Genomic DNA, 24581 nt, shown 5'->3' on the forward strand with positions numbered 1-24581 from the left:
GAGTAGCTGCATGAAATCTTGTCGTCGTCTTTTGACGGGCCTGTTGCTGGCCCTCCTGGCCACCACGGGCTGGGCACAAAGCTGGCCCAACAAACCGGTGCGCATGATCATCGCCTTCCCGCCGGGTGGCCCGACCGATCTGGTGTCGCGGGTGCTGGCGCAGCGCCTGTCCGAACAGCTGGGTCAGCAAGTCATCGTGGACAACAAACCCGGCGCGGGCGGCAACCTTGCCGCAGAGCTGGCCGCCAAAGCCGCACCCGATGGCTACACGATTTTCTACAACACATCGGCCATCGTGATCGGCCCGGCGCTCTACGGCAAGGTGAACTACGACACCTTGAAAGACTTCGCGCCCGTGGCCCTGACGGCCAGCGTGCCCATGGTGCTGGTGGTCAACCCGCAACTGCCCGCCCGCTCGGTCAAGGAGTTTCTGGAGCTGGCCAAGTCGCGGCCAGGCGCTTTGAACTACAGCTCCTCGGGCACGGGCACCATCACCCACCTGGCCAGCGCCATGGTGTCCACGCAAACCGGTGTGCAGACCCAACACATCCCCTACAAAGGCAGCGCGCCTGGCTTGGTGGATCTGGTGGCGGGCCAAACCCAATTCATGATCGACACCATCAACACGGTCTTGCCCTATGTGCGTGACAACCGCCTGCGCGGCTTGGCCGTGACCAGCAGCAAGCGCTCGAGCCTCTTGCCCGACTTGCCCACGCTGGCCGAATCTGGTTTGTCCGGTTTTGATGCCGCCGCTTGGCAAGGCGTGGTGGTGCCTGCGGGCACGCCTGCCGACATCATTCAAAAACTCAACGCCGAAGTGAACAAGGCACTGGCCAACCCGGATTTGCGCGCGCGCCTGGCGGCCCAAGGCGCGGAGATTTTGGGCGGTATACCCGCTGAATACGCAGCGCACCTGCGCACCGAGATGCCCCGCTGGGCCAAGGCCGTCAAAGACTCCGGCGCCAAGGCCGAATAAAAACCTTCAGCGGCTGGTCACGCCCAGCCGCTGCAGTTCTTCAATCGCGGCATCGCTCAAACCCGCTTCTCGCAGAATCTGCACGCTGTGCTGCCCCAGCTGCGGCGCAGGCTTTTGCACTGGCAAAGTGGGCGTGCCTGAAAAGCTGACGGGCACACCGATCTCGCTCACCCGACCTTCAGTGGGGTGCTCCACTTGCTGCAGCATGCCCACCGCCAAAAGGTGCGGGTCTTGCAGCAAGCTGTCCACATCGTGCATGGGCATGCAGGGGATGTCGGCGTCGTTGAGTCGAGCCATCCAGACTTCGGTGGTTTGTGTGGCCATGGCTTCGGCCACCATGCGGTACAGGTCGTTGATGTGCAGCGTCCGCGCACCGATGCTGGCCAAACGCGGGTCCTGGCGGAACAACTCGGCCCTCCCGATCAAGCCCAAAAACGTCTCCCACTGCCGGTCGGTGTAGATCAAGACACACACATGGCCGTCCAGGGTCGGGTAGGGGCGGCGCTCTTGCACGAGCAAGCGGGGGTAACCCGTTGGCCCCAGGGCGGGCTCGAAGGTGGCCCCGGCCATGTGTTCGCCCAGCACGTATTGCGCCATGGTCTCGAACATGGGCACTTCGACCGCTTGCCCCACCCCGGTCTGGTAGCGGGCGATCACCGCCGCCAAGATCGTGTTGGATGCCATCAACCCCACCGTGCGGTCCGCCAGCGTGAGCGGCACATAGCGAGGCTCGCCGCCACTGGCCAAGCTGACCAGGCTGGGCACGGCAGCCGCACCCTGGATCAAATCGTCGTAAGCGGGCTTGCCCGCATAAGGGCCTTTTTCGCTGTAGCCATAAAGGCCTGCGTAAATGATGCGCGGATTGATGGCTTGGAGGCGCTCGTAATCGATGCCCAGCCGCTGCATGGCCTGAGGCCGGATGTTGTAGACCACCACGTCGGCGGTCTTCACCAGCTCAAAAAAAGCGTTCAAGCCTTCGGGCTTTTTGAGGTCCAGCACCAAGCTGCGCTTGTTGCGATTCACATGCAAGAAAATCGCACCCATCCCCGCGTGGCGCATGGGGCCAATGCCCCGCACAGTGTCGCCTGCAGGCGACTCGATCTTGATCACATCGGCGCCCATGTCGGCCATGAGCTGTGTGGCAAACGGCCCCATCAGCACACTGGTCAAGTCCAGGATCCGCAGTCCGTTGAGTGCTCCCGCCATGCCGCATTCCTTCCAGTTCTGTGACCGGATTGTCTGCCCTGACGGCATGGCCGCCTGTCACTCAAGAGGCCATGAAAAAAGCCGTCTGCCCCTTGCGGTGCAGACGGCTCAGTCGCTCACCAATTACTTGGCAACAACTGCGGACTTCTTAACCGCCTCAGCCACATGTTCCTGGGCTTTGACTGCGTGTTCTTTGGCCACCAAAGTGTGCGCTTGTGCACCTTTGTGATCGCCTGCACCAATCAACTTAGCCACTTCTTTGTGTGACTTGGCGGCGTGCTCAAAATGCTCGGCGGCGTGCGTGTGGTGCTGCTGGGGTGTCACAGCGGTCGAGGTGTCGTGTGTTTTGACTTCGTTGAGTGTCATGGGAATGTCTTTCAAAAAGAGTGGGAGTATTCAGCCTTGTAAATCAAGTGCACCTGATCTACTGAACCATTCTTTCAACGAAGTGCTGCGCAGTCTGTTGCCCTGCACACGCAGGCTTGCCAAGTTCCATCACCATAACAAACTGCGCATTTTCCAAACCATGCTCACCAGCGGCGATGTGGTCCTCAAAGCCATGGGCCTGTTCTTGGACAAAGTCAGCGCTGGACATCCACTTCATCCAAGTGTTGGCCTGGCAGGACAAGGGGTGGGCTTACGCCACCAAATGCGTAGAGATGGCACGCGCAATGGTCAAGAAGAGGTGATTCAGCGGTCCTCAAAATGACACGCCATCGGCATTCAGGCCGCTTCTTTGTAAAAGAAGCCGCTGTGCACATTGCGTGGTGCCAAAGGTGCCACGGCGCGGCCGATGGCACCAATGTGCTCGGGCGTGGTGCCGCAGCAGCCGCCCACGATGTTGACCAGGCCTTCGGCGGCGAATTCGTGCAGCAGGCGGCTGGTCACTTCGGGGGTTTCGTCAAAGCCGGTGTCGCTCATGGGGTTGGGCAGACCGGCGTTGGGGTAGCAGCTGATGAAGGTGTCGCCCGCGACCTTGTTCAGCTCTTGGATGTAGGGGCGCATCAGCGTGGCCCCCAGGGCGCAGTTCAGGCCAATGGCCAGCGGCTGCGCGTGGCGCACGCTGTGCCAGAAAGCGGTGACGGTCTGGCCGCTCAGGATGCGGCCCGAAGCGTCTGTGACGGTGCCGCTGATGATAAGAGGCAGACGCTGGCCGCTGGCTTCAAAGAACTCTTCGATGGCAAACAGCGCGGCCTTGGCATTCAGTGTGTCAAAAATCGTCTCGACCAGCAGCACATCGGAGCCGCCTTCGACCAGCGCTTCGACCTGCTCGTAATAGGCCGCACGCAATTCTTCAAAAGTCACGTTGCGGGCACCGGCGTCGTTCACGTCGGGGCTGATGCTGGCGGTCTTGGGCGTAGGGCCGAGGGCACCGACCACAAAACGGGGTTTGTCGGGGGTGGAAAACTTGTCGCAAGCGGCACGGGCAATCTTGGCAGACTGCAGGTTCATCTCGCGGGCCAGGTGCTGCATGTCGTAGTCGGCCTGGGCCACCGTGGTCGCGCCAAAGGTGTTGGTCTCGATCAGGTCGGCCCCAGCGGCGAGATACCCTTCGTGGATGTCGCGGATCACGTCGGGGCGGGTCAGGCTGAGCAACTCGTTGTTGCCCTTGACGTCTTTGGGGAAATCCTTGAACCGCTCGCCCCGGTAGTCGGCCTCAGACAATTTGAAGCGCTGGATCATGGTGCCCATGGCCCCGTCGAGGATGGCGATGCGGGTTTTCAGGATCTCGGGCAGCGCCTGGGCGCGGGTGTAGGTCAGGGATTTCATGGGGTGTATTGTAGGAAAGCAGCGCCCGCGTTCTTTGTAGGTCGGCACCTTCAGGTCCGACAGGGGTGGGCACGGCGCAGGCCCCATGTCGGGGCTGAAGCCTTCGACCTACAAGAGAGGGTCAAGGTTTTTGGTAACGCGCAAACCCCGCCGCGCGCAGCTGACAAGCCGGGCACTGGCCGCAGCCGTAACCCCAATCGTGGCGCTGGCTGCGGTCACCCGGGTAGCAGGTGTGGGTGTGCTCCACGACCAAGTCCACCAGCGCCTGCCCGCCTTGCGCCGGGTCGGCTTTTTGGCCCAAGTCGTGCGCCAGTTGCCAGGTTTGCGCCTTGTCGATCCACATCAAGGGCGTTTCGATCAACAGCTTGCGGTCCATGCCGAGCGACAGTGCGACCTGCATGGCCTTCATGGTGTCGTCGCGGCAGTCGGGGTAGCCCGAGAAATCGGTCTCGCACACGCCCGTGACGATGACCTGCAAGCCCCGGCGGTAAGCCAAAGCCGCGGCCAGCGTGAGGAACAGCAGGTTGCGCCCAGGCACAAAAGTGTTGGGCAAGCCCGAGCTTTCCATCTCGATGGCCGTGTCACGGGTCAAAGACGTCTCGCTGATCTGGCCCAAGATGCCGGCGTCCAGCAAATGGTCTTCGCCCAATTTGGGGGCCCAGGCCGGAAAGCGCGCCTTGATCGCGGCCAGCACGTTCAGCCGGGCGTCCAGCTCCACCTTGTGGCGCTGGCCATAGTCAAACGCCAAGGTTTCGACGCGTTCGTAACGGGTCAAGGCATGGGCCAGGCAGGTGGTCGAATCCTGACCGCCAGAAAAAAGAACAAGGGCAGAAGTGTGCATGGCGTGGATGGTAATCGGTAGCGCACAATATCGGCTGTTTTGCTGTCACAGACCCCGCTTTTGTCTCCCCACCTGCCCATCCTGCGCGAAGTTTTCGGCTACGACGCCTTTCGCGGCCCGCAGCAAGCCATCATCGACCATGTGGCGGCCGGGGGCGATGCGCTGGTGCTCATGCCCACGGGCGGCGGCAAATCGCTGTGTTACCAGATCCCGGCCATTGCGCGCCAGCGCGCAGGCCACGGCATCACGGTGGTGGTCTCGCCGCTGATCGCGCTGATGCACGACCAGGTGGGTGCGCTGCACGAAGCGGGCGTGAACGCCGCGTTTTTGAACTCCACCCTGACCAGCGAAGAAGCCAGCGACATCGAGCGGCGCTTGCTGCGCGGCGAAATCACCCTGCTGTATGCCGCGCCCGAACGCGTGACCAACGCCCGTTTTTTGGCGCAGATGGATTCGCTGCTCGAACGCGGGCTGCTGAGCCTGTTTGCGATCGACGAAGCGCATTGCGTGAGCCAGTGGGGCCACGATTTCCGGCCCGAGTACCGGGGCCTGGCGGTCTTGCACGAGCGTTACCCCAGCGTGCCGAGTGTGGCGCTCACCGCCACCGCAGATGCGCTGACGCGCGCTGACATCGTCGAGCGCCTGCAGCTGGAAAGCGCCGAGCTGTTCATCAGCAGCTTTGACCGGCCCAACATCCGCTACACCATCGTCGAGAAAAAAGACGCCAGCACGCAGCTGCTGCGCTTCATCGAACGCGAACACCCGGAAGAAGCGGGCGTGGTCTATTGCCAATCGCGCAAGCGGGTCGAAGACATCGCGGCCATGTTGGTCGAGTCGGGCATCCATGCGCTGCCGTACCACGCGGGGCTGGACGCGGGCATGCGCCAACGCCACCAGAACGAATTTTTGCGTGAAGAAGGCGTGGTGATGGTGGCCACGGTGGCTTTTGGCATGGGCATCGACAAACCCGATGTGCGCTTTGTGGCGCACCTGGACATGCCCAAAAACATCGAAGGCTATTACCAAGAAACCGGCCGCGCCGGGCGCGATGGTCTGGCGTCAGACGCGTGGATGGCCTATGGCCTGCAAGACGTGGTCAACCAGCGCCGCATGATCGACGAGAGCCCGGCCGAGGAAGAATTCAAACAGGTCATGCGCGGCAAGCTGGATGCCTTGCTGGCCTTGGCCGAAGCCACCGACTGCCGCCGCGTGCGCTTGTTGAGCTACTTTGGTGAAGCCTATGCCAAAGGCGATGACGCGCAAGGCGTGTACATGCCCTTTTGCGGCAACTGCGACAACTGCCTGAATCCGCCTCAGGTGTGGGACGGCACCGACGCGGCACGCAAGCTGCTGTCCACCGTTTACCGCACCCACCAGATCAGCGGCTACAGCTTTGGCGCGGGCCACACCATGGACATCGTGCGCGGCAAGAAGACCGACAAGGTGGTGCAACGCGGCCACGAAGGCATCAGCACCTTTGGCCTGGGCGCCGAGTACAGCGAGCAGCAACTGCGCGCCGTGATGCGCCAGCTGATCGCCATTGGCGCGCTGCATGTGCACACCGAAGACGGATTCAGCACCTTGCACCTGACCGAGGCCTCACGCGCCGTGCTCAAGGGCGAAGTGCCTGTGCAGCTGCGCGAAAGCACGAGCCAGCGCAGCGACAAGAAAAGCCGCTCGCGCAGCGCCCCGAGCCCAGCCGCGGCCAACCTGGGCCAAGACGCGATGGTGCGCTACATCAACCTCAAGGCCTGGCGCGCCGAAGTGGCCAAGGAACACAACCTGCCTGCGTATGTGATCTTCCACGACGCCACGCTGGCCGCCATTGCCGAGCACGCACCCCAAAGCCTGTCTGACCTGCAAGGCATCAGCGGGCTGGGCGTGAAAAAGCTCGAAGCCTATGGTGAGCAGGTGCTGCGCGTTTGCAACGGGGCCAGTTGATCACTTGCGCACGGCGGGCACCTCGATGGGCAGGCCCTCGCCGCGCCACATGAGGTACAGCGCCAATTGCCGCATCTCGGTGGCGCCCCAAGGCGGTGTCTCTGCGCGGATGCCTGCGTAACAGCTGCGCAAGCGGCGCTCGAGCGAGCCAGGCTTTTGCCACTCCAAGCGATAGACCGGGTAAGCGTTGGGCTGGCCTTGGCTCAAGGCGTCGGTGTACAAGCGCTGGCCAAAGTGTTGATCATGGCATTGGGCGCAGGACAGATTCAACTGGCCCTGACGTCGCTGAAACAAGTCCGCACCCGCTTGCCAATGCGGCCGGGCGTTACCCCCGATGTCCACGCGGATTGGCAGGCCCTTGGAGGCTTGCGTCACGTACCAAGTCAAACCCAGCAGGGCATCGGATTCAGGAGCGAGCACCGTGGCCTGCTGGTGCCGGGTGGTGCAGTGGTTGATGCGGTCTTCGAGGTTGAACAAGCGGCCACTGGCCGGGTCGATGGCGGGGTAGCGCGTGGCCACGCCCTTCATGTTGGCCACATCGCCATGGCAGCTGAAACACGATGGGCCGTTGGCCCCGCTGCTGCGCTTCCACTGCGCGGCGCCTTGGCTCAGCCAAAGCTGCGCGGGGTTGGCAAACTCATCGGCTTGCAAGGCCTGAACGTCTTTGCCTGAAAAATGCAGGCCCGATTTCAGCTGCGACAAAGGCAAGGCGCGCACGGGGCTGGGCTGCGCCATGGCCGCTGGCAGGCCCATGCCGATCAGGGCCACGGCTGCAAGCCATGTCCAGCGCGCAAGTCTTGCCATCATGGGTGGGCTCACGGTGTGCCTGCGGGCAGCACCACCATGGTTTGGCGGAACTCGCCGTGGTGGCCCCGATCGTCCACCCATTCCACGCGCAACTCGGCGGTCTCGCTGGCGAGCACAAAAAACTCAAACAGCGGGTTGGCCGCGATGCCCGAAGAAGGCTCCACCCGGAACACCTCTTGCGTGCCCAAGGTGCAGGTCAGCAGGCGGATCACATTGCGCGGCACCAGCTTGCCCAACAGGTCTTGCAGGTAGCCCGTGTCCATGGGGTGCTGCACCAAGAGGCGCACCTTGACCACCTCACCGGCCGTGATGCGTTCGGGCCATTGCATGCGGATCAGGTTCATGAGGCGTCCACGCAGGCCGATTCGGTGACGATCATGTCCATCTGGGCGTAACGGAATTCGCCGCTGGACAAGCGGGCCAGAGCGACCACTACCTGACTGCCCGCCAGGCGCACGCGTGTGCTGATCTCGGCGCGGCCATTCCACGGCCCCAGCTGAAACACCGCCATGCGCGTGACCGGGTTGCGCTGCGACAGCAAATACACATGGCTCACATGCTCAGCTGCCGTCATGGGGCTTTGCACCTGCACCGTCATGGGCACGAGCGAGCCGTTGTCGGCCAGGATGGGCGCGGTGATGCTCACGTCTTGCTGGCGCACCGGGGCGCCTTGGGTGATCGGGTCGAGCATTTCTGCAAGGCTCAACAGCCGACCGGACTCCATTTTTTGGGCCTGCGCTGGCCAGGCTTGCACGGCTGCCCAGGCCAGCCCCAGGCGGGCGCCCTGCTGCAGCCAAAGACGACGCGTGAGTTGACGTGTGAGTTGACGTGTGGTTTGCACCAGCTTCATGGCGTGGCCCTCACAGCCCCGCCGGGCTTGGCGAATAAATAGCTGACGATGTCGTCCAGAGCCTGCGGGGTCAAAACGGCTTGCCCTTGGTAAGGGGCCGCCACCTTGTGCAGGCCTTCGGTGCTCAGGTAAGGCGGCATGATGGTTTGCGGGTTGAATCGCCGCGCATCGGCAATGCGTTCACGGGCTTGCGCAGGTGTGCTGCGCTCGGCCAAGCCCTGCAAGGACGGCCCCAGCGCACCGCCTGCGGGCAGGCCTGCAATCTGGTGGCACAAAATGCAGCCTGTCTCTTGCCTTTGCAGCAGCAAGGCACGTCCCCGTTCTGGCGAGGCTGCAGGCGCAGGCATGGCGGTCACACCCGCCTGCTGCACCCCCGACTGGTGCCACGCGGCGCAGCCCGCCAAGCCCCCGGCCACCACAGCCGAAGCCAGGGCTGAGGCTGCGGCCAGGTTCATGCGCGGGCCAGGCTGAGTCCGTGGTTCTTCAAGGGCAAAGAACGGATGCGTTTGCCCAGAGCCGCAGAAATGGCGTTGACCAAAGCGGGCGCCAAAGGCGCCTGGGCAGGTTCGCCCACACCACCCCAGAAGCCGCCCGTGGGGGCAATCACCACCTCGACTTTGGGCATTTCGTTCAGGCGCATCATGCGGTAGTCGTGGAAGTTCGATTGCTCGACACGGCCTTCCTTGATGGTGTTTTCGCCCCAGAAGATGGCCGAGAGGCCATGGACCACGCTGCCCTGGAACTGGGCCACGATGTTGTCCGGGTTGACGGCATAACCGGGGTCGATGCCGATCACCACGCGGTGGATCTTGACCTCGTTTTTGGCGTTGACCGAGACCTCGCACACACACGCCGTCCAGCTGCCATAGCCTTCGGTTTCGGCCACACCCCGGAACACGCCTGCGGGCAGCTTGCTGCCCCAGCCTGCGGCCTTGGTCACGGCCTCCAGAATGCTGCGGTCACGTTTGGATTTTTCATTGTTGGGCAGCATGTCCAGGCGGAAGGCCACCGGGTCTTTGCCTGCGGCCTGCGCCAGCTCGTCGATGAAGCACTCGCGCCCATACGGGTTTTGCGAGTGGCCCACCGAGCGCCAAAAGCCCACCGGCACATTGGTGTTGCGCTGCGCGTAATCGACCAGCGTGTGGGGAATGTCGTAGGGGTGGTCGTTGAAGCTGGCCACGGCTTGGCCGTCGATGCCCTTGGGCAAGGGCAGCTTGAGCAAGGTCGCCAAAATCGAGGGCGCACTCACGCGGATGTGCAGCGCGTCGACCTTGCCGCTGGCATCCAGACCGGCCTTGAAGCGCATCAGGCTGGCCGGGCGGTACAGGCCGTGCTGGATTTCTTCTTCACGGGTCCACAGCATCTTGACCGGTTTGCCCGCCATGGCCTTGGCGATCATGACCGCCTGGCGCGTGAAATCTTGCGGGCTCTTGCGGCCCAGACCGCCGCCCAGCTGCACCGGATACACCTTCACATTGGGCTGCGGTACGCCTGCGGTGGCCGCGCCCACGGCCAAGGTGGCTTCGGGGTTTTGGGTGGACGACCAGATCTCCAGCTTGTCGCCTTGCAGCCAAGCGGTGCAGACCATGGGCTCCATGGTGGCGTGGGCCAAATAGGGCGTGAAGTAATCGGCTTCGACCACTTTGGCCGCTTTGCCCAGAGCCTCGGGCGCATTGCCATCGTTGCGGGCCACGGCCAGCTCGGCTTGTTCCATGCCCGCCTTGAAGTGCGCCATGATGGCCGCGCTGCTGAGCGTGCCGTGCTCGCCCACGTCCCAATCGATGGCCACTTCGCGCAAGGCTTCTTTGGCGCGCCACCAGTTGTCGGCCACCACGGCCACAAACTCACCCAGGTTCAGCACCTTGACGATGCCCCGGCGGTTTTCCACCTTGGACGCGTCCAGGCTCTTGACCTTGCCGTTGAACACGGGACAAGCCGCCACCGCCGCATGCAGCATGCCGGGCAATTGGGTGTCGATGCCGTATTTGATCTTGCCCACCACGATGTCGGGGATGTCCACGCGGGGGATCGGCTTGCCGATCAACGTCCAGTCTTTCGGGTCTTTGAGCGCCACTTCTTTGGGCGCTTCGAGCTTGGCAGCCGCTGCGGCCAGCTGGCCGTAACTCAGACTGCGTTTGCTGGCCGGGTGGGTGACCTTGTTCAGCGAGGCTTTGCACTCCGACGCGGGCACGCCCCATTGCTGGGCCGCAGCGGCCACCAGCATGTGGCGCGCCGTGGCACCGGCTTGGCGCAAATAGGCTTGCGAGTTGCGAATGGTGCGGCTGCCCACCGAAGCCATGTCGCCATAAGCGCGTTTGGTGCGCAGGTTCTCATGCGCGGTGGCGTACTCGACGCGGACTTTCTTCCAGTCGGCGTCCAGCTCTTCGGCAATGATCATGGGTGCCGATGTCATGCTGCCCTGGCCCATTTCGGCGCGGGCGTAACGGATGACGATGGTGTCGTTCGCCTCAATCTCGACCCAGACGTTCAGCTGCGGCGTGTCAGCGCCAGTGGCTGCGCTGGCCCGCTCGGGCACAAAAAAGCCCAGCGACAGGCCTGCGGTGGCCGTGCTGGAGACTTTGAGGAAATGGCGGCGGTCTGCGTTCATGTTCGGGGTGCTCATGCGCGGGTCCCTTTCTTGGCAGCAGCGTGGATGGCGGTGCGGATGCGGGCATAGGTGCCGCAGCGGCAAATGTTGCTCATGGCCGCATCGATGTCGTCGTCGGTGGGCTTGGGTTTTTTCTTGAGCAGGGCCACAGCGGCCAGCATCTGGCCGCCCTGGCAATAGCCGCACTGGGGCACTTGGTGGTCGATCCAAGCTTGCTGCACAGCATGCAGACGGCCTTTGTCGGCCAGGCCTTCGATGGTGATGACCTTTTGCCCCACCGCCGCAGACACGGGGTAAGAGCAAGAGCGCACCGGCTCGCCATTGAGCAGCACCGTGCAGGCGCCGCATTGCGCAATGCCGCAGCCGAATTTGGGCCCCTTGATGTCGAGTTCGTCCCGCAAGGCCCAAAGCAAGGGCATTTCGGGCTCGGTGTCGAGCGTGTGATTTTTCCCGTTGACGGTCAGTTTCATGTGCCAAGTCTCCAAGTGATCAAACCAACCGGCAACTGTGTCGCTCTGGCTGAAATTGCGCAACTGGGAAACAACGTAGACAAAGCGGTCAAGCCCGCCAGACAGTCACGTCAGCGACTGGACTCAGCGGTAAAACGCTTCGACCGTGCCCTTGAGCTTGATCAGCAGCGGCTGACCTTTGCGGTCCAGCGTCTTGCCTGCGGGCACACGCACCCAGCCTTCGCTGATGCAGTATTCCTCGACATCGTTGCGGTCCTTGCCATTGAAGCGGATGCCGATGTCGTGCTCGAACACGGCGCGGATGTGGAAAGGGCTGCGCGAGTCGATGGACAGGTGATCGGGCAATTCAGGGCGCTGTGTGGCTTCGGTCATGGCGGGCTTTGAAGGGAGGAATACAAACAGCTTCTGATTTTCCATGATTTAGCGGCCCTCTCGATCCGAAAGCGCCATGGGGGGTGGCACAATCGCCGGTCTTCAAAAAACACGGCGCTTTCGGGCACCTGTGCTCCCCGCTTTTCCGCACCGCCTGTGTGCTTCGCTTTTGTTCCTCATGACCCCAACGCACCCCGGCACGCTCGGCATCGATTTCGGCACTTCCAACTCGGCCATGGCCTGGGCCACGCCTCAAGGCATGGCCCGCCTGGTGGCTCTGGAGGGCGACGCACTGGCCATGCCCACGGCCGTGTTCTACAACGCCGAAGACGGCACCACCCACTTCGGGCGCGATGCCATTGGCCACTACCTGGAAGGCACCGAAGGCCGCTTGATGCGCTCGCTCAAAAGCCTGCTGGGCAGCCCGCTGCTGATGGAGACCACCCAGATTGGCCACCAGCAGATCAGCTTTCAGGACATCATCGCCACCTTTTTGACCACGCTGCGCGAACGCGCCACCGGGGCGCTGGGCTTTGCACCCACGCGGGTGGTGATGGGACGCCCGGTGCACTTTGTGGACGACGACCCCGAGCGCGACGCGCAAGCCGAGACCTCGCTGCGGCAGGCGGCGCAAGCCGTGGGTTTTGAAGAGGTGTCGTTTCAGCTGGAGCCCATCGCAGCGGCGCTGGACTATGAACGGCGCTTGACGCAAGACAGCACCGTGCTGGTGGTGGACTTAGGGGGCGGCACGTCTGACTTCACGGTGGTGCGCCTGGGACCTGGGCGCATGCACCAGGCCGACCGCAGCGCCGACATTTTGGCCACCACGGGTGTGCACATCGGTGGCACCGACTACGACCAAAAGTTGAACCTGGAGCAGGTCATGCCGCTCTTGGGCCACCGGCACATCGGCCCCGCGCAGCGCGAGGTGCCCAGCCGCGTCTTCTTTGACCTGTCGACCTGGCATTTGATCCACTGGCAGTACCAGCCCAAAGCCATCGCCCATGCCAAGACCCTGCGCAGCAATTACAGCAACGCCCGCTTGCACGAGCGCCTCATGCAGGTGCTGACGGAGCGCCACGGCCACCTCATGGCCCACGAGGTGGAACAGGCCAAGATCCGTTGCTCAGTCACCGATGCCGACACGCGCATTGACCTGTCCTTGATCGAGCCCGGCCTGCAAGCGGCCCTGGGTGTGGCGGACATGCAAACGCACTTGGGTGGCTTGCTTGAGCGCACTGTGGCGTGTGCGCGTGAATGCGTGCAAGAGGCCGGTTTGAACGACGGGCAGATCGACGCGATTTACCTGACCGGCGGCTCGTCGGCGTTGCGCACCTTCCAGCGCGCCCTGCAGGCAGCCTTTCCAGAGGTGCCGCTGGTCGAGGGCGATTTGTTTGGCGGTGTGGCTTCGGGCTTGGCCTACAGCCGTTGAGCTGGCCGAACTCAAGCAAATACCCATGAAAAAAGCCACCCGGGCTTGCGCTCGGGTGGCTTTCAGGACCGCTTGAACGATCAGGCCTTGACGCTGGCCAAAGCCGCGTTGAAGGTCGCGCTGGGGCGCATGATGGCGGCAAGCTTGGCCTGGTCAGGCATGTAGTAGCCGCCGATGTCGACAGGCTTGCCTTGCACGGCGTTGAGCTCGTCCACGATCTTCTTCTCGTTGTTGGTCAATTGCTTGGCCAAAGGCGCGAACTGGGCGGCCAGTGCAGCGTCTTCGGTTTGCGCGGCCAGCTCTTGCGCCCAGTACATGGCCAGGTAGAACTGGCTACCACGGTTGTCCAGCTGACCCGTCTTGGGCGAGGGGTTTTTGTTGTTGTCCAGCAATTTTCCGGTGGCGGCATCCAGGGTCTTGGACAACACGCCAGCCTTGGCATTGTTGGTCTTCAGACCCAGGTCTTCCAAGGACACGGCCAGCGCCAAGAATTCGCCGAGCGAGTCCCAGCGCAAGTGGTTTTCTTCGACCAGTTGCTGCACATGCTTAGGCGCAGAGCCGCCCGCACCGGTTTCGTACATGCCGCCACCCGCCATCAAAGGCACCACCGACAGCATCTTGGCCGAGGTGCCCAGCTCCATGATGGGGAACAGGTCGGTCAGGTAGTCGCGCAGGATGTTGCCGGTGGCGCTGATGGTGTCCAAGCCGCGCACGACGCGCTCCAGGGTGTAACGCATGGCACGCACTTGGCTCATGATCTGGATGTCCAGACCGGCCGTGTTGTGCTCGTGCAGGTACATCTTCACTTTGGTGATCAGCTGGGCTTCGTGGGGGCGGTACTGGTCGAGCCAGAACACCACGGGCATGCCGGAGTTGCGGGCGCGGTTGACGGCCAGCTTGACCCAGTCGCGGATCGCGGCGTCCTTGACCTGGCACATGCGCCAGATGTCGCCCGCTTCCACGTTTTCAGACAGCAGCACTTCGCCGGTGTTCAGGTCGGTGATGTTGGCCACGCCATCTTCGGGGATCTCGAAGGTCTTGTCGTGCGAGCCGTATTCTTCGGCTTGCTGGGCCATCAGGCCGACGTTGGGCACCGTGCCCATGGTCTTGGGGTCGAAGGCGCCGTGCCATTTGCAGAAGTTGATCATCTCCTGGTAGATGCGGGCGAAAGTCGACTCGGGCATCACGGCCTTGACATCCTTGAGGCGGCCGTTGGCGTCCCACATCTTGCCGCCGTTGCGGATCATGGCGGGCATGGAGGCGTCCACGATCACGTCGTTGGGCGAGTGGAAGTTGGTGATGCCTTTGGCCGAGTCCACCATGGCCAGCTCGGGGCGGTGCTCGTGGCAGGCGTGCAGGTCACGCTTGATTTCGTCTTGCTTGGATTGGGGCAGCGTGGCGATCTTGTTGTACAGATCGGCCATGCCGTTGTTCACGTTCACGCCCAGTTCTTCAAACAGCTTGGCGTGCTTTTCGAAGGCGTCTTTGTAGAAGATCTTGACGCAGTGACCGAACACGATGGGGTGCGAGACCTTCATCATGGTGGCCTTGACGTGCAGCGAGAACATCACACCGGTTTTGCGCGCGTCTTCGATTTCCTTTTCGTAGAACTCGCACAAAGCCTTTTTGCTCATGTACATGCTGTCGATGACTTCACGGTCGAGCAGGGAGACTTTGGGTTTGAGGATGATGGCCTTGCCACTCTTGGTGATCAGCTCCATCTTCACATCGCGGGCGCGGTCCAGGGTCATGGATTTTTCGCCGTGGTAAAAGTCGCCCGCATGCATGTGCGAGACGTGCGAGCGCGACGCCTGGCTCCACTCGGCCATGCTGTGGGGATTTTTGCGGGCGAATTCCTTGACGGCGCGTGGGGCGCGGCGGTCCGAGTTGCCTTCGCGCAGCACGGGATTCACGGCCGAGCCGGTGCACTTGGCGTAACGGGCCTTGAGGGCCTTTTCTTCTTCGGTCTTGGCGTTCTCGGGATAGTCGGGCAAGGCGTAACCCTTGGACTGCAGTTCCTTGATGGCGGCGACCAATTGACCCACGGAAGCGCTGATGTTGGGCAGTTTGATGATGTTGGCTGAAGAGTTCAGCGTCAGTTTGCCCAACTCGGCCAGGTTGTTCGGTGCACGCTGTTCAGCAGGCAACAGGTCAGAAAACTCACCCAAAATGCGGCCCGCCACCGAAATATCGCTCTCAGCCACTTCGATGCCTGCCGAAGCGGTGAATGTGCGGATGATCGGCAAAAAGGAGGCTGTGGCCAACAAAGGGGCTTCGTCGGTCAGGGTGTAAATGATTTTGGATTTGTCTGCGGCCATGGGTCGTCTCGTCATCAGGGATGTGAAAAAAGAATATGTGCTCGGCGGTGTGTCGGGCAGATTCGCAAAGCCGCCCTTTTAAGGCGGATTAGCCAGAGACTTTATCTCAAATAGGGCCCTGTTTTGCTTACGCAGGGGCTCAGCGACCCCGCCCCATGGCCGTCCAGAGGGCTCAAACGGCCGGGCGATTAAACTGAGACCCCTTCAGACCCGCGCCAAGCCCACAGACTTGGCGCCCCATCCCCCGGCCAGCGCCTGTGCGCGTGGCCACCAACCGAGGAGCACCCCATGGGCGCGCAATGGAAAGCCAAAGGCAAAGCACAAGCCGCGGACGCCAGAGGCAAATTGTTTGGCCGTCTGGCCAAGGACATCATGATCGCGGCCCGCAACGGTGCCGACCCGGCCGCCAATTCGCGCCTGCGCTTGGTGGTCGAGCAGGCCCGCAAGGTGTCCATGCCCAAGGAAACGCTGGAGCGCGCCATCAAAAAGGGCGCAGGCCTGTTGGGCGATGCCGTGAGCTTTGACCGCGTGATCTACGAAGGCTTCGCGCCCCACCAGGTGCCGGTGATGATCGAGGTGCTGACCGACAACGTCAACCGCACCGCGTCCGAAATGCGCGTGTTGTTCCGCAAGGGCCAGCAAGGCACATCGGGGTCGGTGTCCTGGGACTTTGACCATGTGGGCATGATCGAGGCCGAACCGGCTCAAGCGGACGCCGACGCCGAACTGGCCGCCATCGAAGCCGGTGCACAGGACTTTGAGCCTGCCGACGAAGACGGTGTGACGGTGTTCATCACCGAAGCGACCGACCTGGACCTGGTCAGCCGCGCCCTGCCCAACTTCGGCTTCACCGTGGTCTCGGCCAAGCTGGGCTACAAACCCAAAAACCCGGTCGACCCGGCCAACCTGAGCGCCGAGCAGCTCGAAGAAGTCGAGGCCTTTTTGGGCGCCATCGACAACAACGACGACGTGCAAAACGTGTTTGTGGGTCTGGCCGGTTAAGACCGCCAAGCCTCCCAAAGCCAAGGGGCTGTCTACACAGCCCCTTTTTTATTACTCGGGCTTGATGCCGATGGTTTTGACGATGCCCGCCCAGCGGGTTCTTTCGGCCCGCATGAAGGCGTCAAACTCGGCCACGTTCATCTTGGTCTCCGGGATGGAGCCCAGCGTCAACAAGCGCTGCGCCACTTCAGGCTGCTTGAGCACCGCTTCCAGCTCGCGGCTGACGCTGTCCAAAATGGCCGCAGGCGTGCCCGCTGGCGCAAACAGGCCGTTCCAGCCGGTGTATTCGAAACCGGCAAAGGTCTCGGACAAGGTGGGCACCGAGGGCAGGTTGGCCGTGCGCTGGGCCGAGCTCACCGCCAGGGCCTTGATCTGGCCCGAACGGATGTAGCTCAAGAGCGCCGCTTCGGGCAGGCAAATGAAATTCACCCGGCCACCGATCAAGTCCTGAATGGCATCGGGCGCCTTGTTGTACGGCACGTGCGTGAACTTGATGCCGGCCATGGCCGCGAACGAATCGGCCAACATGCCCGAAAAGGTTTTGGGCCCCTCGGTGGCCATGGCCAGTTTTTCGGGCTGGGCCTTGGTTTGGGCCATGGCATCGGCCAAGGTGTTGCCGGTGAAGGCGGCGCCTGCCGCGATCACAAACGGGCTGCGGCCGATCAGGCGCACCGGGGCAAAGTCTTTTTCAGGGTCGTAGGGCAAGGCCTTGAAGGTGAAGACGTTGGTGACCATGGCGGCGGTGGTCGCGTAATAAAAGGTGTAGCCGTCGGCGGGTGAGCGCATGGCCGCTTGCGCACCGATGACGTTTTGGCCCCCCGGGCGGTTGTCCACCACGATGGGCTGGCCCAGGCGGCGGCTCAGGTTGTCGGCCACAAAACGCGCCAGGATGTCCGGGCCAGAACCTGCCGGTTGCGACAAAATCCATTTGATCGGCCGTGCGGGCCAGGCCTGCGCCCAGGCCGCACTTTGCAGGCCCGAGGCCACGGCAGCGGCCGCGCCCAGCAAGCCTTTGTTGAAGGATCGTCTTTGCATGTTTGTCTCCTGTTGCATTTTTAAAAATCACACCTTGGAACCGACGGCGACGCCATGCCCCATCTTGCAAAGACGGGGCCATGCCGTCAAAGCTTTTCTCTTTCGACGCGGTTGCGCAGCACGCCGATCTTGGACACCTCGATCTCGACCAAATCGCCTTCTTTCATCCACACCGGCGGCTGGCGGCGAGCGCCCACGCCACCAGGCGTGCCGCTGACGATCACGTCGCCGGGCGCCAAGGTGGTGAAGGTCGAGACGTATTCGATCAAGCGCGGGATCGGGAAAATCAGCATGGCCGTGGTGGCGTGCTGCATGACCTGGCCGTTCAGGCGGGTGGTCAGGCTCAGCTCTTCGCCATCGGCGATCTCGCCGCGAGTGACCAAGATCGGGCCAAAAGCGCCGGTGCCGACAAAGTTTTTACCGGGCGTGAACTGCGTGGTGTGGCGCTGCCAGTCGCGCACCGAGCCGTCGTTGTAGGCGCTGTAACCGGCCACGTGTTCCCAAGCTTGGTCGCGGGGAATGCGGCGACCGCCTTTGCCGATCACCACGGCGATTTCACCTTCGTAGTCGAAATGGTCCGACTCGGGCGGCATCAGCAAAGGCTGCAGGTGACCGGTTTGCGAGTCGGCCACGCGCAAAAACACGGTGGGGTTTTCGGTCTTGTCGCGCTCGGTCTCGACGCGGTGCTCTTCGTAGTTGTGCCCAATGCAGATGATCTTGCCGGGGTCGGTGATGACGGGCAAATACGTGATCTGCGCCAGCGTGCAGGTGTCCGGCTGGCCATGCGCTGCAGCGCCGAGTTTTTCGAGCATGCCCTCAGCCAAAGCGCTGCGCAGGGTGGGGTAGTTGGCGCTGCTCAAAGAGACAACGCCGGTGTCGGTGGCCAGGCCCCAGGAGGCTTGACCTTGGTATGAATAGCTGAGGAATTTCATGGTGATTTTTCAGTGAGGAAAAGGAAATGGGTCTGCGCGCGTTCAGGGCGCAAGCGCCTGCAAAGCGGCCTTGAGGTCTTGCGCGCTGTTGAAGGCGCCGTAAACGTAGTGGTCCGGACGCACCAGCGCGGCTTGGCAGCCCATGCGTTCGAACCATGCCGCCAGCACGCCCGAGGATTCTTGAAAGTCCGGCGCATCGAGGCGCTGCACCCGAAGGTTCAGGCCCTTGTGCGCTTGGGCAGCCGCTGGTGCGAATGCCGCATCCGCGCCGGTTTGCAGCAGCAAGCGCCAGCCACAGCCGAGCAAGTCGTCCATGCGCACCGGGCCTGCGGCTTGATCGACCCAGGCTTGGGGGAACAAGGTGCCCACCGCCGCATGGCCGGAGGTGTCCGAGCACCCCCCGACCAGGGCGGGCTGCACGTTTTGCCGGGGCATGGGCTGCACTTGGCCGCCGCATTCGGCCAGCAAGCGGGCATCGCGCTCCCTGGCTTTTTGCAGGTCGCGCTGGCCCACCAATTGGCCGATGCCCTTGATGCGCGAAGTCAGCTCGGTCACATGGCCTTTGCGCTCGGTGCCATAGCTGTCCAGCAGGGCATCGCTGGCACGCCCTTTGAGCACATCGGCCAGCTTCCAGCTCAGGTTGGCCGCATCGCGGATGCCCTGGCACATGCCTTGACCCAAAAACGGTGGCTGCTGGTGCGCGGCATCGCCCGCCAAAAGCACGCGCTGGCGACGCCAATCCTTGGCCACCAAGGCATGGAACTGGTAACTCGCCTGCCGCCACAGCGTGGCCTCATCGGGCTGCAGCCAGCGCGACAAGAGCTTCCAGGTGGCTTCGGGCGTGGCCATGGCTTTGGGGTCTTCGCCGGGGTTCAGGGCGATTTCCCAGCGGCGGTGGTTCTGAGGCCCGATCACATACGTACAAGGCCTTTGCGGCTCGCAGTACTGGACGCTGACCTTGGGCAGCTTGGCCAAGCCTTTGTCGTTGACGCGCACATCGACGACCAACCAGGGTTCGTCAAAGCCCAGGTCTTGCAACTCGATGCCCACCTGTTTGCGCACAAAGCTCGATGCCCCGTCGCAAGCGATCAGGTAGCGTGCCGAGATCTGCCGGGTCTGCCCTTGTGTGTCGACCACCCTCAGGGTGACCGCGTCATCGCCTTGCTGCAAGCCGGTGACTTGGCTGCCCAGCGCCACATGCACCGAAGGCATGGCGCCCACACGTTCGCGGAGCAAGGCCTCCATGGCCGGCTGGGTGAACACCAGCGATGGCGAGAAAGCCAGCGGGTACGGCGGGGCCACGGTGGACATGCATTTGATGAGCTGCCCATCCACCCCGTAAAACTCCGAGTTGGTGAAGGGTTCTGTGAAAGGCTCCAGCGCCTGGGCGATGCCCAGCTGCTGGAACACCCGCATGATTTCATGGTCCAGCGCAATCGCCCGGGGCTTGTCGTACACCTCGGTCGACTCATCACAGACAAAGGTGCGGATGCCTTGCAAACCCAAAAGACCTGCGGCCACGGCACCCGTGGGCCCAAAGCCGACGATGGCTACATCAAACACGGCCACTCCTTATTGGGCAAAAACAACGGCACGCTGCGCCGCTTTCAGGCGAGCACTCGGCGGCTGGGAAATGCCCCACTGATCGACCCGGCCCGGCGGCCAGGTCCAGTCTGTGGGTTGCCCGGTCTGGTAGCTGTCGTCGATTTGTTCGACCTCGGCGGTGTACTCGATCACGATGTCAAAGGGCCCGACGAAGTAGTTGAAGGCGTTGTCGCCCGGGCCGTGACGGCCTGGCCCCCACTCGATGGGAAAGCCCGCGTCTTGCATGCGCCCGCCTCCGCGCATCACGGCATCGAGGTCGGGCATCAAAAACGCGATGTGGTTCAGTGCGTTGTTGTCGGTGTCCCCCAAAGCCACGCTGTGGTGGTCGCTGTTGCAGCGCATGAAGGCCATGATGCGGGTGCGGTCCGACATTGAAAAGTCCAAGGCCTGTTCCAGAAATTGGCGGGTGTCTTCCACATGGCTGCTGTTGAGCACCACATGGGCCAGCCGCACGGGCATGTCGGGCGCATCGATCGCGCCCAGCTGTTCATCACCGTGCACCAGACGGAACACGCGGCCATCGGGGTCGACCAAGGTGACCGCTTGGCCACCGCCGGGCTCCGTCAAGGGCGCAGGCGCTGCCAGCACACGACCGCCTGCAGCCTCGGTTTGTTGCGCGGCCAAGGCCAGGGCCGCCAGGCTGCGCGCCCTGAGCGTGACGTGCAAAATTTGGGCGGCACCCGGCGCCTGGTGCAAGGCCAGCAGATGGTGGTCTGTGCCCGCGCCGCGAAAGTACAAGGCGTCGTCGGTGCGAGCGGCCACCTGCAAATGCCAGGTGCGGGTGAAAAAAGCTTCGGCCAGGGCCAGATCAGGCACCGTCAGCGCAACGCTGCGCAAAGCAGCAACCAAAGAGGAAGCGTGGGTCATGGCAAGGTTTTCAAGGAAGTGGCGGGCAAGCCCAGAAATCTCAGGCCATTGGCCTGAAGCAGTTGTTGGGTCACCCCGGCATCAAAGCCCGCTTGCGCGATGCGCTGCACCGGCCTGGCCTCGTGGAAATTGAAAGGGTAGTCGGTGCCGATCATCACTTGCGTGGCCCCGAAAAGTTGCACCAGGTGCTGCAAGGTCGGCGCATCGAACACCAGGCTGTCGTAATAAAAAGACCGGGCCTGCTCGGTGGGCGAGCGCTGCACGGTCTCGCGCAGCGCCGGAAACACCGACATGGCCTGCTCCAGCCGGGGCAGCAACATGGCCAAGGTGCCGCCGCCGTGGCTGAAGGCGATGCGCAAGCGTGGGCGGCGCAGCATCAAATTGCCTGTCAGCGCCGAAGCGGCGGCCAAGCCCACATCGGTGGGGTAGGCCAACACCTGCTGCAAGGGCGCGGGGCCCACCAGGCGGTCCATGCCCGTGGGCCGCAAGGCATGCACGAACACCGCCAGGTCCAGCGCCTCGCAGGCCTCAAAAAACGGATCAAAGCGCAGGTCACCGACCGGCACGCCGTTGATGTTGCTGCCGATTTCCACCCCCGCCAAGCCCAGGCCGTGCCGGATGTATTGCAGCTCCTTGAGCGCCAGGTCCATGTCCTGCAAAGGCACCGCACCCAAACCGACCAATCGCCCGGCCGATTCGGCCACCATCAGGGCAATTTGTTCATTGAGGTAGCGCACCAGTTGCGCACCATCTGCGGGGGCCAGCCAATACGAGAGCAACTCGGGCATGGGCGAGATGGCCTGCAGGCCCAGGCCCATCTCGTCCAAGTCGGCCAGGCGCTTGGTGGTGGACCAGCATTTGTCAGACACCGTGCGGTAGTTCTTGCCATCGATCATCACGTGCCGGTGGCAAGCGTGCGCGGGCGCCATGACCGGCCAGCCCGCAGGCGCTGCGCCCCCCAGGTAAGCCGGGAAATCGTGCGGGATGACGTGCGCATGCACATCCACGCCGCAGCCACATGCCGCCAGACTGTGCATGCGTTCAGCCTGCGATCAGACCCGCTGCTTCGATGCCAGCGATGCAGATCGCCTCGTCTTCGTCGCCCGTGCCGCCGCTGGCGCCCACGGCCCCCAGCAGGTCACCGGCTGCGTTTTTGACCAGCACAGCCCCGGGCTGCGCCAAAAACTTGCCCTCAGCGGTGGCCGCCAGCGAGACAAAGAAGTTGGGGTTGTCCTTGGCGCGCTGGGCCAGCACGCGGCTGGAGGACCCCATGCCCACAGCGCCCCAGGCCTTGGCCCGGGCGATGTCAAAACGGAACATGCTGGCGCCGTCTTCGCGGGCAAAGGCCTTGAGCTGACCGGACTCGTCGAGCACGGCAATGCCCATGGGTTTGTAGCCCTGGGCTTTGGAATGCGCCAAGGCAGCGTCGATGATTTTTTGGGCCGTGGCCAAACTGAGAACGGTCATTCGGGGTCTCCAATTGAATTGATGGGCGTCAAGCGCTGTTCGCTCAGTTTAGGGAGTGCAGCTGAATTCATCCAGACAATTACTTGAATAGGTAGAATTTGTCTGATGAATATTGCAGCCGTGGATTTGAACCTGTTGGTGGCCTTTCACGCCATGCTGGAACACCGCAATGTGACCCGCGCGGGCGAGGCCATCGGACTGAGCCAACCGGCCATGAGCTCGGCCGTGCGGCGCCTGCGGCTCTTGTTGGAAGACCCCTTGTTCGTCCGTGCCGGGCTGGAGATGAAACCCACGCCCCGGGCCCTGCAGCTGAGCACGGCCGTGCGGCAGGTGGTCCAGACCGTGCAAAGCGAGATCCTGCAGCCCACCCGGTTTGAAGCGCTTTCGTCCACGCGCACGTTCACGGTGCTGATGCCCGACATTGGCGAAGCCAATTTCTTGCCCCGCATCCTGGCCAGGCTGGCGCAAGAAGCCCCCCACCTGAAGCTGCGCACCTTGGCCATGCCGCGCCGTGCGGCCGCCGAAAGCCTGGAGTCGGGCGCGGCCGACTTGGCCATGGGCTATTTTCCGGATTTGCACAAAGCGGGCTTTTACCAGCAGCAGCTGATGCGCTCCTCGCATGTGAGCCTGGTGCAAAAGAACCACCCCAGCATTGGCGAGCAAATGAGCTTGGACCAGTTCATTGCGGCTTCGCACGTGGTGGTCAAGCCGCACGGCCGCGAGCATGTGTTTGAAAAGCACCTGCTGCAACAAGGCATCACGCGGCGTGTGGTGCTGGAAATCTCGAACTTTTTGAGCCTGCTGCCCATCATCGAATCGAGCGACCTGATCGCCACCGTGCCCCAAGACTTGGCCGATTTTTGCGTGCAGCACGGTCAGGTGCGCACCGTGTCCACACCCGTCAAGGCCCCGGTGATCGATGTGCAGCTGCACTGGCACCAGCGCCTGCAAAAAGACCCCGGCCACGCCTGGCTGCGCAGCATGATCCATCGGCTGTTCACGAACACCTGAACACCCTTGCGGCTGGCCTCGGGTTTCCCAGCTGTGTCTGGCTGTGGCAACTGGCTAGGATGGATTTTTTGAACACCGATCTCAGGAATTGCCGCCATGCACCGTCACTTGTCCCGCCACGCTTTGACCTGGGGCTTGGCCCTGCTGGCCTTGTCTGCGAGCAGCTCGGCCCTCGCCCAAAGCTGGCCGCAAAAGCCCATCAAGGTGATCGCGCCCTACCCACCGGGGGGCCCGAGTGACCTGGTCATGCGCACAGCGGCCGACAAGATCCAGGCCATCCTCAAGCAACCCATCGTGATCGAAAACCAGCCCGGCGCAGGCGGCAACATTGGCGCAGCGGCCGTGGCCCGTGCTGCGCCCGATGGCTACACCTTTTTGATCGCCACCGACACGCTGCTCACGGTGAATCCGCATGTCTACAAGACCATGCCCTTCAAGCTGGACGACTTGAAGCCTGTGAGCGTGCTCTCGTCCTTCAGCCAGACCTTGGTGTGCAACCCGTCTTTGGGCGTGAAAACCCTGCCCGAGCTGATCGCCAAGGCCAAAACGACCTCCCTGAGCTATGCCTCGGGCGGGCCAGGCGTGCCGGGCCATTTGTCGACCGAATTGCTGCTCAACATGACCGGCATGCAGATGGTGCATGTGCCCTACAAAGGCCCCGCCCCCGCCATGCAGGACGTGCTGGCAGGCCAGGTGCCTTGCGGTTTGCTGGCTGGCCCCACGGTGCTGCCGCATGTGCGTTCGGGCAAGCTGACGGCGCTGGCCGTGTCGGGCCAGGCCCGTTCGCCCACCTTGCCCGAAGTGCCCACGATTGCCGAGGCTGGGGTCAAGGGCTACGAGGCCGACTTCAGCCTGATCTTGCTGGCGCCCAAGCAAGTGCCTGACGAGGTGGTGGCCAAATTCCGCCAAGCGGTGGTCGATGCCTTGCGCACCCCGGAAGCCGCCGAACGCCTGAAAGCCACCGACCAAATCGTGATCGGCAGCACACCCGAGGTGGCCGCCGCCAAGATCGCCAAGGACAACGCCAAATGGGGCGTGGTGGCGCGCAAGATCGGCTTGAGCTTGGACTGA

25 protein-coding genes are annotated in these 24581 nt (G+C 63.0%); 7 read left to right on the forward strand and 18 right to left on the reverse strand.

Annotated elements, in window-relative coordinates; genetic code table 11:
- Nucleotides 1-10: 10 nt before the first annotated feature.
- Nucleotides 11-976 carry a tripartite tricarboxylate transporter substrate binding protein gene (locus B9Z52_RS04580; RefSeq protein WP_108412652.1) on the forward strand — a complete coding sequence of 322 codons (966 nt, stop codon included), beginning with the start codon at nucleotides 11-13 and terminating at the stop codon, nucleotides 974-976.
- A 6-nt stretch (nucleotides 977-982) separates the two neighbouring features.
- Here B9Z52_RS04580 and B9Z52_RS04585 read toward each other — a convergent pair whose 3' ends face one another.
- Both B9Z52_RS04585 and B9Z52_RS04590 read right to left on the reverse strand, forming a co-directional pair.
- Nucleotides 983-2182 carry a CaiB/BaiF CoA-transferase family protein gene (locus tag B9Z52_RS04585; RefSeq protein ID WP_108412653.1) on the reverse strand — a complete coding sequence of 400 codons (1200 nt, stop codon included), beginning with the start codon at nucleotides 2180-2182 and terminating at the stop codon, nucleotides 983-985.
- 123 nt (nucleotides 2183-2305) lie between these two features.
- Entirely contained in the window at nucleotides 2306-2548 is a 243-nt protein-coding gene (locus B9Z52_RS04590) for a hypothetical protein (protein ID WP_199222034.1), read from the reverse strand.
- On the opposite strand from B9Z52_RS04590, the gene B9Z52_RS17585 reads away from it, so the two are divergent.
- The gene (locus B9Z52_RS17585) at nucleotides 2547-2891 is read left to right on the forward strand and encodes a hypothetical protein (RefSeq protein ID WP_233251810.1); all 345 of its coding nucleotides are present in this window, start codon (nucleotides 2547-2549) and stop codon (nucleotides 2889-2891) included. The two genes, B9Z52_RS04590 and B9Z52_RS17585, sit on opposite strands and share 2 nt — an antisense overlap.
- 14 nt (nucleotides 2892-2905) lie before the next feature.
- Here B9Z52_RS17585 and B9Z52_RS04600 read toward each other — a convergent pair whose 3' ends face one another.
- Together B9Z52_RS04600 and queC are read right to left on the reverse strand one after the other, a co-directional pair.
- A complete protein-coding gene (locus B9Z52_RS04600; protein ID WP_108412655.1) occupies nucleotides 2906-3952 on the reverse strand; it encodes a homocysteine S-methyltransferase family protein in 1047 nt (348 codons plus the stop codon).
- A gap of 121 nt (nucleotides 3953-4073) precedes the next feature.
- Nucleotides 4074-4793: a 7-cyano-7-deazaguanine synthase QueC gene (gene queC / locus B9Z52_RS04605; protein WP_108412656.1), complete on the reverse strand. Its 720-nt coding sequence runs from the start codon at nucleotides 4791-4793 to the stop codon at nucleotides 4074-4076.
- A 60-nt stretch (nucleotides 4794-4853) separates the two neighbouring features.
- Here queC and recQ point away from each other — a divergent pair, with 60 nt between their 5' ends.
- Nucleotides 4854-6734, forward strand: coding sequence for a DNA helicase RecQ (recQ, locus tag B9Z52_RS04610; RefSeq protein WP_108412657.1), 1881 nt, complete (start codon nucleotides 4854-4856; stop codon nucleotides 6732-6734).
- Here the strand turns inward: recQ and soxA are convergent, their stop codons facing one another.
- From soxA to B9Z52_RS04645, 7 genes are all read right to left on the reverse strand, one after another.
- Entirely contained in the window at nucleotides 6735-7541 is an 807-nt protein-coding gene (gene soxA / locus B9Z52_RS04615; RefSeq protein WP_108412658.1) for a sulfur oxidation c-type cytochrome SoxA, read from the reverse strand.
- Between the two features lie 8 nt (nucleotides 7542-7549).
- Entirely contained in the window at nucleotides 7550-7885 is a 336-nt protein-coding gene (locus B9Z52_RS04620; RefSeq protein WP_108412659.1) for a thiosulfate oxidation carrier complex protein SoxZ, read from the reverse strand.
- Nucleotides 7882-8391, reverse strand: a complete 510-nt coding sequence (locus tag B9Z52_RS04625; protein ID WP_108412660.1) for a thiosulfate oxidation carrier protein SoxY — start codon at nucleotides 8389-8391, stop codon at nucleotides 7882-7884. The genes B9Z52_RS04620 and B9Z52_RS04625 overlap by 4 nt, the downstream gene beginning before the upstream one ends.
- Nucleotides 8388-8846 carry a sulfur oxidation c-type cytochrome SoxX gene (soxX, locus tag B9Z52_RS04630; RefSeq protein ID WP_108412661.1) on the reverse strand — a complete coding sequence of 153 codons (459 nt, stop codon included), beginning with the start codon at nucleotides 8844-8846 and terminating at the stop codon, nucleotides 8388-8390. The genes B9Z52_RS04625 and soxX overlap by 4 nt, the downstream gene beginning before the upstream one ends.
- Complete coding sequence (locus B9Z52_RS04635; RefSeq protein WP_108412662.1) at nucleotides 8843-11014, reverse strand: xanthine dehydrogenase family protein molybdopterin-binding subunit; 2172 nt, start codon at nucleotides 11012-11014, stop codon at nucleotides 8843-8845. The genes soxX and B9Z52_RS04635 overlap by 4 nt, the downstream gene beginning before the upstream one ends.
- Complete coding sequence (locus B9Z52_RS04640) at nucleotides 11011-11469, reverse strand: (2Fe-2S)-binding protein (protein WP_108412710.1); 459 nt, start codon at nucleotides 11467-11469, stop codon at nucleotides 11011-11013. The genes B9Z52_RS04635 and B9Z52_RS04640 overlap by 4 nt, the downstream gene beginning before the upstream one ends.
- Before the next feature lie 123 nt (nucleotides 11470-11592).
- Entirely contained in the window at nucleotides 11593-11841 is a 249-nt protein-coding gene (locus B9Z52_RS04645) for a DUF3297 family protein (protein WP_108412663.1), read from the reverse strand.
- Nucleotides 11842-12019: 178 nt separating this feature from the next.
- Here B9Z52_RS04645 and B9Z52_RS04650 point away from each other — a divergent pair, with 178 nt between their 5' ends.
- On the forward strand, nucleotides 12020-13273 hold the full coding sequence (locus tag B9Z52_RS04650; RefSeq protein ID WP_108412664.1) for an Hsp70 family protein: 1254 nt from the start codon (nucleotides 12020-12022) through the stop codon (nucleotides 13271-13273).
- Nucleotides 13274-13353: 80 nt separating this feature from the next.
- Here B9Z52_RS04650 and B9Z52_RS04655 read toward each other — a convergent pair whose 3' ends face one another.
- Nucleotides 13354-15591, reverse strand: coding sequence for an NADP-dependent isocitrate dehydrogenase (locus tag B9Z52_RS04655; protein WP_108412665.1), 2238 nt, complete (start codon nucleotides 15589-15591; stop codon nucleotides 13354-13356).
- A gap of 288 nt (nucleotides 15592-15879) precedes the next feature.
- On the opposite strand from B9Z52_RS04655, the gene B9Z52_RS04660 reads away from it, so the two are divergent.
- Nucleotides 15880-16593, forward strand: a complete 714-nt coding sequence (locus tag B9Z52_RS04660) for a YebC/PmpR family DNA-binding transcriptional regulator (RefSeq protein WP_108412666.1) — start codon at nucleotides 15880-15882, stop codon at nucleotides 16591-16593.
- A 51-nt stretch (nucleotides 16594-16644) separates the two neighbouring features.
- On the opposite strand, the gene B9Z52_RS04665 is transcribed toward B9Z52_RS04660, so the two are convergent.
- From B9Z52_RS04665 to B9Z52_RS04690, 6 genes are all read right to left on the reverse strand, one after another.
- On the reverse strand, nucleotides 16645-17628 hold the full coding sequence (locus tag B9Z52_RS04665; protein WP_158270509.1) for a tripartite tricarboxylate transporter substrate binding protein: 984 nt from the start codon (nucleotides 17626-17628) through the stop codon (nucleotides 16645-16647).
- Between the two features lie 86 nt (nucleotides 17629-17714).
- Nucleotides 17715-18560: a fumarylacetoacetate hydrolase family protein gene (locus tag B9Z52_RS04670; protein WP_108412668.1), complete on the reverse strand. Its 846-nt coding sequence runs from the start codon at nucleotides 18558-18560 to the stop codon at nucleotides 17715-17717.
- A gap of 42 nt (nucleotides 18561-18602) precedes the next feature.
- A complete protein-coding gene (locus tag B9Z52_RS04675) occupies nucleotides 18603-20123 on the reverse strand; it encodes a bifunctional 3-(3-hydroxy-phenyl)propionate/3-hydroxycinnamic acid hydroxylase (RefSeq protein ID WP_108412711.1) in 1521 nt (506 codons plus the stop codon).
- Between the two features lie 9 nt (nucleotides 20124-20132).
- Nucleotides 20133-21032, reverse strand: coding sequence for a VOC family protein (locus B9Z52_RS04680; protein ID WP_108412669.1), 900 nt, complete (start codon nucleotides 21030-21032; stop codon nucleotides 20133-20135).
- Nucleotides 21029-22069 (reverse strand): amidohydrolase family protein, encoded by a 1041-nt coding sequence (locus B9Z52_RS04685; RefSeq protein ID WP_108412670.1) that lies wholly within the window; start codon nucleotides 22067-22069, stop codon nucleotides 21029-21031. The genes B9Z52_RS04680 and B9Z52_RS04685 overlap by 4 nt, the downstream gene beginning before the upstream one ends.
- A 4-nt stretch (nucleotides 22070-22073) precedes the next feature.
- Nucleotides 22074-22499 (reverse strand): heme-binding protein, encoded by a 426-nt coding sequence (locus tag B9Z52_RS04690; protein ID WP_108412671.1) that lies wholly within the window; start codon nucleotides 22497-22499, stop codon nucleotides 22074-22076.
- Between the two features lie 105 nt (nucleotides 22500-22604).
- On the opposite strand from B9Z52_RS04690, the gene B9Z52_RS04695 reads away from it, so the two are divergent.
- Nucleotides 22605-23510, forward strand: a complete 906-nt coding sequence (locus tag B9Z52_RS04695) for a LysR family transcriptional regulator (RefSeq protein WP_108412672.1) — start codon at nucleotides 22605-22607, stop codon at nucleotides 23508-23510.
- Between the two features lie 96 nt (nucleotides 23511-23606).
- Nucleotides 23607-24581, forward strand: a complete 975-nt coding sequence (locus tag B9Z52_RS04700; protein WP_108412673.1) for a tripartite tricarboxylate transporter substrate binding protein — start codon at nucleotides 23607-23609, stop codon at nucleotides 24579-24581.

The sequence above is a fragment of the Limnohabitans sp. Jir72 genome (genome assembly GCF_003063575.1).
Taxonomy (GTDB): domain Bacteria; phylum Pseudomonadota; class Gammaproteobacteria; order Burkholderiales; family Burkholderiaceae_C; genus Limnohabitans_A.

Excerpts from the sequence above, each read along its gene's own strand:
- B9Z52_RS04620 (WP_108412659.1), bottom strand. The coding sequence starts at position 7,885 with ATGAACCTGATCCGCATGCAATGGCCCGAACGCATCACGGCCGGTGAG.
- B9Z52_RS04580 (WP_108412652.1), top strand. The coding sequence starts at position 11 with ATGAAATCTTGTCGTCGTCTTTTGACGGGCCTGTTGCTGGCCCTCCTG.
- B9Z52_RS04640 (WP_108412710.1), bottom strand. The coding sequence starts at position 11,469 with ATGAAACTGACCGTCAACGGGAAAAATCACACGCTCGACACCGAGCCC.
- B9Z52_RS04690 (WP_108412671.1), bottom strand. The coding sequence starts at position 22,499 with ATGACCGTTCTCAGTTTGGCCACGGCCCAAAAAATCATCGACGCTGCC.
- B9Z52_RS04695 (WP_108412672.1), top strand. The coding sequence starts at position 22,605 with ATGAATATTGCAGCCGTGGATTTGAACCTGTTGGTGGCCTTTCACGCC.
- B9Z52_RS04660 (WP_108412666.1), top strand. The coding sequence starts at position 15,880 with ATGGGCGCGCAATGGAAAGCCAAAGGCAAAGCACAAGCCGCGGACGCC.
- B9Z52_RS04685 (WP_108412670.1), bottom strand. The coding sequence starts at position 22,069 with ATGCACAGTCTGGCGGCATGTGGCTGCGGCGTGGATGTGCATGCGCAC.
- queC (WP_108412656.1), bottom strand. The coding sequence starts at position 4,793 with ATGCACACTTCTGCCCTTGTTCTTTTTTCTGGCGGTCAGGATTCGACC.
- B9Z52_RS04655 (WP_108412665.1), bottom strand. The coding sequence starts at position 15,591 with ATGGCCGCAGACAAATCCAAAATCATTTACACCCTGACCGACGAAGCC.
- B9Z52_RS04650 (WP_108412664.1), top strand. The coding sequence starts at position 12,020 with ATGACCCCAACGCACCCCGGCACGCTCGGCATCGATTTCGGCACTTCC.
- B9Z52_RS04625 (WP_108412660.1), bottom strand. The coding sequence starts at position 8,391 with ATGAAGCTGGTGCAAACCACACGTCAACTCACACGTCAACTCACGCGT.
- B9Z52_RS04680 (WP_108412669.1), bottom strand. The coding sequence starts at position 21,032 with ATGACCCACGCTTCCTCTTTGGTTGCTGCTTTGCGCAGCGTTGCGCTG.
- B9Z52_RS04645 (WP_108412663.1), bottom strand. The coding sequence starts at position 11,841 with ATGACCGAAGCCACACAGCGCCCTGAATTGCCCGATCACCTGTCCATC.
- B9Z52_RS04700 (WP_108412673.1), top strand. The coding sequence starts at position 23,607 with ATGCACCGTCACTTGTCCCGCCACGCTTTGACCTGGGGCTTGGCCCTG.
- B9Z52_RS04635 (WP_108412662.1), bottom strand. The coding sequence starts at position 11,014 with ATGAGCACCCCGAACATGAACGCAGACCGCCGCCATTTCCTCAAAGTC.
- B9Z52_RS17585 (WP_233251810.1), top strand. The coding sequence starts at position 2,547 with ATGGGAATGTCTTTCAAAAAGAGTGGGAGTATTCAGCCTTGTAAATCA.
- soxX (WP_108412661.1), bottom strand. The coding sequence starts at position 8,846 with ATGAACCTGGCCGCAGCCTCAGCCCTGGCTTCGGCTGTGGTGGCCGGG.
- B9Z52_RS04585 (WP_108412653.1), bottom strand. The coding sequence starts at position 2,182 with ATGGCGGGAGCACTCAACGGACTGCGGATCCTGGACTTGACCAGTGTG.
- B9Z52_RS04665 (WP_158270509.1), bottom strand. The coding sequence starts at position 17,628 with ATGCAAAGACGATCCTTCAACAAAGGCTTGCTGGGCGCGGCCGCTGCC.
- B9Z52_RS04590 (WP_199222034.1), bottom strand. The coding sequence starts at position 2,548 with ATGACACTCAACGAAGTCAAAACACACGACACCTCGACCGCTGTGACA.
- soxA (WP_108412658.1), bottom strand. The coding sequence starts at position 7,541 with ATGATGGCAAGACTTGCGCGCTGGACATGGCTTGCAGCCGTGGCCCTG.
- B9Z52_RS04670 (WP_108412668.1), bottom strand. The coding sequence starts at position 18,560 with ATGAAATTCCTCAGCTATTCATACCAAGGTCAAGCCTCCTGGGGCCTG.
- B9Z52_RS04600 (WP_108412655.1), bottom strand. The coding sequence starts at position 3,952 with ATGAAATCCCTGACCTACACCCGCGCCCAGGCGCTGCCCGAGATCCTG.